The organism is Frankia sp. CoWAU3 (assembly GCF_977971855.1).
Window position 1 is genome coordinate 1 of the sequence record NZ_CDWWXB010000130.1, and the last position, 1,845, is coordinate 1,845.

Sequence of the window (1,845 nt, forward strand, 5' to 3'; positions counted from 1 at the left end):
TGCGCGGCCCTGCGCTCAATAGATGTCCACCTGTACTCAAGAGATGCCCATTGTGTCACCTTGCCAGTAAATGAAACAAAAGGAAACTCTAGCATGCATACTTTGCCGCGTTTCGGTAGAACACCTAAAACTGTTTGCTGATCTCGATCGGCCGTCACCAACCGCTGCGCCTCGGTGGCTTCAGTCATCGGCTCCGTCGTCGCGGCCTAGGAGTGAGTCTTGGACCGCGTGCCTGTGAGCGTTGTCATCCCCGCCTACAACGAGGCGATGCGCCTGCCCGGCTCGCTACCCCCGCTGATCTCGGTCATGCACAGGATCCCCGGTGCCGAGGTGATTGTGGTTGACGACGGCAGTACGGACGGCACCGCTGCGATCGCCGAGGAGTTGCTCGCGGATCTGCCCGGTGGTCGGGTCCTGCGGCTGCCGTGGAACTCGGGTAAGGGCGCCGCGGTCCGCATGGGGGTGTCGGCCGCGCACGGTGAGTCGATCGCCTTCCTGGACGCCGACGGCGCCTCCGACGTCAATGATCTTCCTCTGCTCCTCGCCGCGCTGGAGCACGCCGAAGTGGCGCTCGGATCGCGCCGGGTTGGGGCGGGTGCGGTCCGCAGCAGTGGCCGGCGGGTCGGCAGCTGGGCCTTCAACCAGATCACCCGGTCCCTGACCAGCCTGGACGTCGCCGACACCCAATGCGGGTTCAAGGCTTTCCGCGGCCCCGAGGCCAAGCTGCTGTTCAGCCTTGCGCGCTCCTCCGGATTTGGCTTCGACGTGGAGGTGCTCTCGATCGCCCGGTCGATCGGCTACCGGATCGCCGAGGTCCCGGTCCGATGGGCGGAGATACCCGGTGGCACGTTCCGGGTGACCCGGCACACCCCCGCGATGCTCGTCGACGTGATGCGCGCCCGGCGGTACCTGAACCGCTCCGCTCCCGGCCTCGTAGTGACGCGTCCCACGGTGCAGTCGCCCGCCGCCGCGGCAGCGCCGGTTCGTCCGGGCGACGGGGCGTCCCCCGCCGCGCAGGTCCGCGTCCCGCCTTCTGCCGTGAGTGTCCCGGCCCCCGCAGAACCGGTGACCGCCGGGCCACCGCCAGCCGTCCTCACGGCGGCCGTGGGGGGCGTCGAGAAGCCCCTGCGCCTGCCCGCCGACCTGGGTGGTGTGACTCCGTTGCCTCGGAAGGCTGTATGAAGGTCCGGCGAACCGGACCCCATCCTTGTCCTTTGGAGTAAGCGATCCCTTCCCCCGCCGCCGGCACCCCCACGACGGCGAAGGGCCTCGGCGCGCCGTCACCCGCCCCGGCCGTCGCCGCCCCGGCCGTCGCCGCGTCGCCGCGTCGCCGCGACACGCGGACGTCACGGCGGCCTCTGTTCGGCATGGCCGCCGGCTTTATGGTGCTCTTTCTGCTCCAGGCCCCCGGCAACCTGACCGCCGACACCAAGCTGGACGTCCCCCTTGACCCGTGGGGCTTCATGGGGCAGGCCACCCATCTGTGGAACTCCCTCGCCGAGTTCGGCTACCTGCCCAACCAGTACGTCGGCTACCTGTTCCCGATGGGACCGTTCTTCGGTGCCGGTGACCTGTTCGGGATACCCGCCTGGGTCACCCAGCGGCTGTGGATCGGGCTGATCCTCACCGTCTCCGCCTGGGGGGTCGTGCGGCTGGCCGAGGCCCTGTGGCTCGGCGTACCGCGCACCCGGGTGCTGGCCGGACTCGCCTACACCCTGTCCCCGATGTTCCTCGGCAAGATCGGGGCGACTTCCGTGGCGCTTGCGGGCGCCGCCATGCTCCCGTGGATCACCCTGCCGCTCATCCTCGCGCTGCGTCCGGACGGCGCCTTCGGCGCCGCCACCA

The 1,845-nt window shown here is 69.5% G+C and carries 3 protein-coding genes; 2 read left to right on the plus strand and 1 reads right to left on the minus strand.

Features of this window, described 5'->3' with window-relative positions:
* Nucleotides 1-188, minus strand: a 188-nt coding sequence (locus AC08ON_RS12265; RefSeq protein ID WP_476616999.1) for a hypothetical protein, incomplete at its 3' end; no start/stop codon positions are given.
* A gap of 40 nt (nt 189-228) precedes the next feature.
* Between AC08ON_RS12265 and AC08ON_RS12270 the strand changes: the two genes are divergently transcribed.
* Together AC08ON_RS12270 and AC08ON_RS12275 are read left to right on the plus strand one after the other, a co-directional pair.
* On the plus strand, nt 229-1,182 hold the full coding sequence (locus AC08ON_RS12270) for a dolichyl-phosphate beta-glucosyltransferase (RefSeq protein ID WP_235463053.1): 954 nt from the start codon (nt 229-231) through the stop codon (nt 1,180-1,182).
* A 185-nt stretch (nt 1,183-1,367) separates the two neighbouring features.
* Nucleotides 1,368-1,845 (plus strand): alpha-(1->3)-arabinofuranosyltransferase domain-containing protein (locus AC08ON_RS12275; RefSeq protein ID WP_476617000.1); only part of this gene is annotated, 478 nt, incomplete at its 3' end.